General features: G+C 61.2%; 8 protein-coding genes. 2 read left to right on the top strand and 6 right to left on the bottom strand.

Annotated features, from left to right (window positions below; translation table 11 throughout):
• Positions 1–60: 60 nt before the first annotated feature.
• From ARB25_RS09050 to istA, 3 genes are all read right to left on the bottom strand, one after another.
• Positions 61–252 carry a hypothetical protein gene (locus tag ARB25_RS09050; protein ID WP_055287498.1) on the bottom strand — a complete coding sequence of 64 codons (192 nt, stop codon included), beginning with the start codon at positions 250–252 and terminating at the stop codon, positions 61–63.
• The gene (gene istB, locus ARB25_RS09045) at positions 249–953 is read right to left on the bottom strand and encodes an IS21-like element helper ATPase IstB (RefSeq protein WP_055287500.1); all 705 of its coding nucleotides are present in this window, start codon (positions 951–953) and stop codon (positions 249–251) included. Before istB ends, ARB25_RS09050 begins: the two co-directional genes overlap by 4 nt.
• Positions 954–1,019: 66 nt before the next feature.
• Positions 1,020–2,477, bottom strand: a complete 1,458-nt coding sequence (gene istA, locus ARB25_RS09040; RefSeq protein WP_082421957.1) for an IS21 family transposase — start codon at positions 2,475–2,477, stop codon at positions 1,020–1,022.
• 142 nt (positions 2,478–2,619) lie between these two features.
• Between istA and ARB25_RS09035 the strand changes: the two genes are divergently transcribed.
• A complete protein-coding gene (locus ARB25_RS09035) occupies positions 2,620–3,021 on the top strand; it encodes an ATP-binding protein (protein ID WP_366223331.1) in 402 nt (133 codons plus the stop codon).
• 4 nt (positions 3,022–3,025) lie between these two features.
• Here ARB25_RS09035 and ARB25_RS10330 read toward each other — a convergent pair whose 3' ends face one another.
• Both ARB25_RS10330 and ARB25_RS10355 read right to left on the bottom strand, forming a co-directional pair.
• Positions 3,026–3,349, bottom strand: coding sequence for a hypothetical protein (locus ARB25_RS10330; protein WP_253276084.1), 324 nt, complete (start codon positions 3,347–3,349; stop codon positions 3,026–3,028).
• Between the two features lie 341 nt (positions 3,350–3,690).
• A complete protein-coding gene (locus ARB25_RS10355) occupies positions 3,691–3,816 on the bottom strand; it encodes a hypothetical protein (protein WP_301280529.1) in 126 nt (41 codons plus the stop codon).
• A gap of 245 nt (positions 3,817–4,061) precedes the next feature.
• On the opposite strand from ARB25_RS10355, the gene ARB25_RS09025 reads away from it, so the two are divergent.
• A complete protein-coding gene (locus tag ARB25_RS09025) occupies positions 4,062–4,508 on the top strand; it encodes a hypothetical protein (RefSeq protein ID WP_055287492.1) in 447 nt (148 codons plus the stop codon).
• 475 nt (positions 4,509–4,983) lie between these two features.
• Here ARB25_RS09025 and ARB25_RS10065 read toward each other — a convergent pair whose 3' ends face one another.
• Entirely contained in the window at positions 4,984–5,367 is a 384-nt protein-coding gene (locus ARB25_RS10065) for a hypothetical protein (RefSeq protein ID WP_156327727.1), read from the bottom strand.
• Positions 5,368–6,088: the final 721 nt, after the last annotated feature.

Genomic DNA, 6,088 nt, shown 5'->3' with positions numbered 1-6,088 from the left:
CACCCTCATGCTGACCGCCTCCGGGCGGGCCGGCGCCGTCGCGGCCGGCCCGCCCGCTGCCTAGAACGGTATCTCCCAGTCCTCCGGGGGCACCTCCTCCATCCCGCCCCGCTCGCCCGTCATCAGCGGGTGGTCCGGCGTCAGCCCGCAGCCCGGGCACTGGAAGAGCCCGCAGAGCGCCTGCGCGTCCCAGGCGCCGGCGTCGCGGTCCTTCATCCTGTTCACCGGGCAGTCCTCCGCGGCGTACCTCATTCGGCCTCACCCTTCCCGAGCATCAGCGCGTTTTCCATCCTGTAGCTGGCGCCGTTGAACTCCACCAGCCTGCCCGTGTAGACGAGCCTGTCCACGACGGCCGCGGCCATCTTGTCGTCGCCGAACACCGTGCCCCACCTGCTGAACTCTATGTTGGTGGTGACTATGAGGCTCTGGGTGCCCTCGGGGGCCGACATGACCTGGAACAGCAGCCTCGCCCCCTCGACGTCGAGCGGCACGTAGCCGAGCTCGTCGAGTACCAGCAGGTCCGCCGACAGCAGGTCGTCGAGCTCCCTGCGCAGCCTGCCGCGGTCGCGCGCGTCGGCCAGGTGCATCACGAGCTGCGCGACGGTGAAGAACCTCACGGACTTGCCGGCCCTGACGGCGGCGGCGCCGACCGCGATGGCGAGGTGGGTCTTGCCCCTGCCCGTCTTCCCGTGGAAGACGAAGTCCTGGCACGCGTCGATGAAGGCGAGCGACCTGAGGTCGGCCTCCCCGTAGCCGTCGGGGAACGAGACCTGGGAGAAGTCGTAGCCGTCGAGCGACTTGGCCGCGGGGAACCTCGCCCTGCGCATCCTCCTCTCCAGCTGGTTGGCGGCCCTGACCTCCATCTGCCTGGCCAGCAGGCCCTCGACCGCCCTCATCTCGGGGAGCGTTGCCTCCTCGCAGAACTCGTCGACGACGCTGTTCGAGAACAGCATCGAGCGCGCCTTGCCCCTCAGCGAGGACTCGAGCAGGCGCCTGTCGGGGCATGCGGCCCTGGCCATCTACGCCACCCCCATGAAGCCGTCGTAGACGCCGAGGTCCACGGGCTCGTCGTAGGTGACGGTCCCCGTGGCGGCGCGCGCCGCGCTGACGGCGACCGACGCCTCGTCGATGCGGCCGGTCGCCTCGTAGGCGAGGCGCACCGCCTGCAGCGTGGCCTCCCATCCGGAGGTGGCCGCCTGGTCGCGCATCACCCTCAGCTCGGCCTTCAGGCCCGCCCTGTCCAGTGAGTCCATATGCTCCCTGAGCTCGTCGGGGAGCGCCTCCCTCACCCTGCTGTTCTCCCAGCCGCCGGCGTTCCACGCCAGCAGGGCGAGCTGCGAGGCGGGGTCGGACGTGTCGGTCGGGGCGCTGCCGTAGGCCCTGGGGTGCTCGCAGACGAGCTCGCCGCTGTCGGGGTCGTAGACGCTCACGGTCGTCGCCCGCAGGCCGACCGTGAGCCTGCGGCGCGAGAGCGACGGGTGCGTGGAGTAGAGGTGGCGGCCCCTCTCGCCGACCGAGACCTTGCCCTTCTTGTCGGCGGTGCGAGAGACGTAGGTGACGCAGTCGAGGGGCTTGGCCGGCAGCCCGAGCATCGCCAGCCTGTCGGCCTCGAAGAGATCGAGCTCGCGCTCGCCCTTTATCCAGTGGGGCTTGTCGGACATGGCGAGGCTGCGCTCGAGCAGCCTGCGGTTGAAGGCGCCGGCGTCCCACAGCTGGGGGACGGGGACGAAGAGGTTGCGGCGCACGCAGCCCACCTTGTTCTCGACGCTGCCCTTCTCGTTGCCCGAGCGGGGGTTGCAGAACCTGAAGCGGAAGCCGTAGTGGGCGCTGCAGGCGGCGAACAGCTCGGTCGTCCGGACCCCGCCGCCGACGCGGCGGCCGACGCCGGTCGCGTTGTCGAAGACGATCTTGGTCGGCACGCCGCCGACGTGCTCGAAGACGTTGCGCAGGGCCTGGCAGACGCACTCCGACGTCTCGCCCGGGAAGACCTGGGCCAGCCCGACGTTGGAGTACGGGAACGTCATCACGAAGAAGCTCAGCGTGGTCCGCATCCCCCTCACGTAGAAGTCGGCCTCGCCGAAGTCGGCCTGCGCCTCGCCGGGGCCCCAGACGAGGTCGAGGTACTGGGCGTCGGCCGCCTCCGCCGAGCGGCGGGCCCTAATCTCCCTGACGCACCGCTCCACGGTGCTGACGGAGACGTCGGCGCCGCACTCGGAGACGAGCCTGTCGTGGACGCGCTTTGCGGTATGGCGCTGCTTGCGTCCGCTGCGCATGTCGTCGTCGAGCCAGGACTCGATCAGGGGCCTGTACGGGTCGAGCTTTGAGCCCTGCGCCCGCCTCGCGGGCGGCTTGGGGCTGAAGTCGTCCATGTCGCGGTACTTGTAGACGGTGTCCCGGCTCACGCCGGTCTTGCGCGCGATCTCGGCGACGCTGTCCCCCTGCCGCCACAGCAGGCGTATAGAATTCTTATCGGTCATGCTGATCATTTCCTCTCCGGGCCTCCTTTGGTAGATACGAAGCACCACCAAGATAGCCCTGCGATCTGGTCAGCATGCCCCTTGCGGGAAGTGTCGACTTTATGCTGCCGTTTTTGTCGATTTAGATGTTACGGAATACAACATGGCGTCGGCCCTCTGCGCGCTGGCGTGCGAGAGGAGGCTCGAGGCGCGCTTCTTCACGGCGTCCTCGCTCGTGATGCGCCTGAGGCGCGCCCGCGACGACGGGAGGCTCGACCGGGAGGCCGCGCTTATCGGCAAGGCCCGCCTGCTCGTCATCGACGAGCTCGGGTTCCTCCCGCTCGACGCGGACGGGGCGAGGCTGCTCTTCCAGGTCTTCGCCGACGCATACGAGAGACAGTCGGTGGTGATCACCACGAATCTGGAGTTCAGCAGGTGGGGGTCGGTGTTCGGGGACGACCAGATGGCCGCCGCCGTGATCGACCGCATCGTCCACCACGGGAGGCTCGTCCAGTTCCGCGGCGAGTCCTACCGCGTCCGCCATGCCCTCATGCAGGAGGGCTAGCCGCTCAAAAAGCGTGCGCGCTTCCGATGCTCAGGCTGCTCAATTTCCGATGCTCTTTTTGCTCAAATCCTCTTGACGAAACACAGAATACGTGCGGGCGGCGCTTGCAGCCGATCGCACGGTACCGGCCGCACCCGTTGCAGCAGCGCGGCCACGCCGCCAGGCGCGGGCAGGCCGCCGACAGGTCGGCCGAGCCGTCAACGCGCTCGCCGCGCCTGGACTTCGGCGCCGTCACGAACCTGTGCGACGCCACCTCGGCGCTCACCGCCGAGGGCGACCTGCACAGCTCCCTGGCGATCTCCCTGCACGAGGCCCTGCGCTCCAGCATCCTCTGGACCGTGTCCCGCTCGTGCCTGGTGAGCCTGCCGTAGGCCCTCGGGGCCGCCTCCGCGGAACCCTTCTTCCTCTTTCCGGACCGGCCGTCCTCCGATCTCCCGGTGCCGGCCGGTCCGGCCCTCAGGGTATCGGGTTCCCACATTCATCCGCACATGTGCGGATGAATGTGGGAGGTGTTCGGATGAAGTTGATAATCAAGGCTTCGATAGCAAACGCAATTTGGTTTTTGAAATATGGACGAATTCCTCGTCAGGAGGGTAAAATGGTGCCGACGGCAGCCCAAGTTGTAGAGAGCTGGGCAGAGCCGTTGCTTAATGAAGTTGGGTCATCGTCTTAGCGACGGTGGCCTTTCTTTTTGGGCTTCGAACCCTGCTTGAGTGCCTTGGGAAGGACGACAAGGGCCGTGAGGAGCGAGACCATAGCAGTCAGGAGCTTCACGAGCTCAGTGAAATCGGTCATGGGCATCACCTCCCATCGGATGGAGGGCTCTGCCCGGCACGAGGGCTGCCGACAGCAAGGACGATTCTATCAGAGCGGCTGACTCCCGCCCGATTATTACCATCCCACCGCGCCTGTGCAAAAAAGAGGGCCGCCAAACAGCGACCCTCCAGCGAAAGTGCATGTTATTTAGGACAGTCAAATTCTTTGAAAAACAAATGGATGCTGTAGAATTACAAATAAGAGTCACCCGGAAGGAGCGATCGATGAAAAGCAAACGATTTGTCCTGAATGCACTTCTGGTAGTAGCAATATTGACGCTCTTCGTCTTTTCGTACTCATACATGAATCAGCCAAGATTTGGATATGCTTTATACGCTGTTTTTTCCGGCGAAACAACTTACAACACTATAGGCTTCATTGACGCAATCTTTTTCTATGTAGTCGGCCCCGTATCAAGCGAACTGGTCGCTTTTGTTGTCAGCTACAACCTGAATCAACGAAGCCAGACTCACTCAGCGACTTCGGCCAAACAAGGAATCAATCTCTTCGCAATAATGATAATTCTGCAAATTGCGACCGTGTTGATTATCGCCCTGACCGCAACAAACGTTTTGAAGTATGAGTTCGGATTCATCGCGAGCTGTCTCATGGCAATTGCCGCGGGTATAGCGGTTTCGTATACGACACCGGCAAAGAAGTGGCTCAACTAACAGGGCCTATTTGGAATCCGAATCGTCCATGGAACCGTCGATGCCGGTTTTGGTGTCGTCATCCGTATTGGAATCGTCATCCTTGGGGCTTATAGGACACACATTTTGTCCTATAAGCCCCGATCAATTCATACTCCTCATCCTCGCCGAATTGCGAGTATGGCAGAATCGGCACTGGATGGCAGCGCGCTAGGCCGTGTCCGCGGAGTTACCCCCCCCCGTTTTTATCGTAACAGCTGATTCTAGGGACGCTTCAAAAAGTCAACCGAGGGTTTTGTCCCGTCAAGACGCCGAACGAGAATTACGTACCGCCAAGAGCCTCAAAACACGCCCCTCGCGGGACAGAATCCTCACTCGATTTCCATGCGGAGTAAAAACGTCAATCAATCATCCTCCGCAACGTCTATCCACCAAAAAGGCCGCCCCACGTGGAGCGGCCTTTGCTCGCAGCTTTTTACTGATAGTTACTCAAAATTTATTCCAACACATCCACAGAAGAGCAGCGAATCGTATTTCTCTTTCGGGAATCGAGAAAATAGCCTACCTTGACTTTAGACCCAACGCTCACGGGACTATCGCTTACATAGCGCGTATGTTCTGAATCAACCAGAATGGTCAGACGATCAGACCCGTCGTTATATGGATCTTCACTTTCGACCGACATGGTAAAATCGCCAGAACTGTCAACGTTCAACACCGATCCGCTCACGAACCACAAATGTGAATAGTCACCTCCGCTATCTTTTTGGCAACGCTCCACTTTTAGAAATAGCGCAGAGAATGCGAACACGGCAACTGATATAGCGATGAAAACCTTAACGCCACCCCCCTTGCCATGAAATACAAATTTATTCGCCAAAGAAAAATACCCCTGCCTTATCCGTGTAATTAGCATAGTACTACGTTAACGTGCTCATGGCTGTGGGTTGGTTTAACCTACAGCCATGCTAAAGTTGCCAAAAGGGGCACAAAGGCCAATACGTTTGCGCCATGCCGGCACAGCGACCTGGCATCGTATGCACCGGCGGGATCATCGCTGGCCTGCAAGGAGGGCATATCCACGCGCTCATGGTCGCCGGAGGCCTCGTGATGCAGCACGCGCCGGGCGGCGACTGGAAGCGCGTCGATTGGGACGTGCTTGCCGCCTGGCTCGACAGATACGGTTACAAGGTCGCTGATTGCGAGACGGAGACCCTTCCGACCGCCGACGCGGCGAGTGGGAACGCGAGGGTAAAAACGCATCGTCGCTGAACCAGTGAGTCAGTATTCTTTAGTTGGATGATGGATATTGAAATTGATTAGCGAGATAATGTGCATATCTCATAATGTATGCGTTGCACCATGAGAGAGGGGTCTGTCATGAGCTGGAAACCGAGAAAATGCGTTATCGCCGGTCTCGTGACAACCGGTCCTGACGGCGGCTTGTTTGCAACCGCAATGACATCGTACCGACTTTTCACTTGCATGTTCTGAAAGGCAGTTGCCATGCTGTCGCAAAATCAATCGAGATACTTGGTCACAATCGGCTTTGCCCTGCTTGCATTACTCTTTGCTAGCGACCTTTTGCTGAAACCGCCCAA

Source organism: Collinsella aerofaciens (genome assembly GCF_001405375.1).
GTDB lineage: Bacteria > Actinomycetota > Coriobacteriia > Coriobacteriales > Coriobacteriaceae > Collinsella > Collinsella aerofaciens_F.
This window is presented reverse-complemented; position numbering and strand designations above follow the sequence as displayed.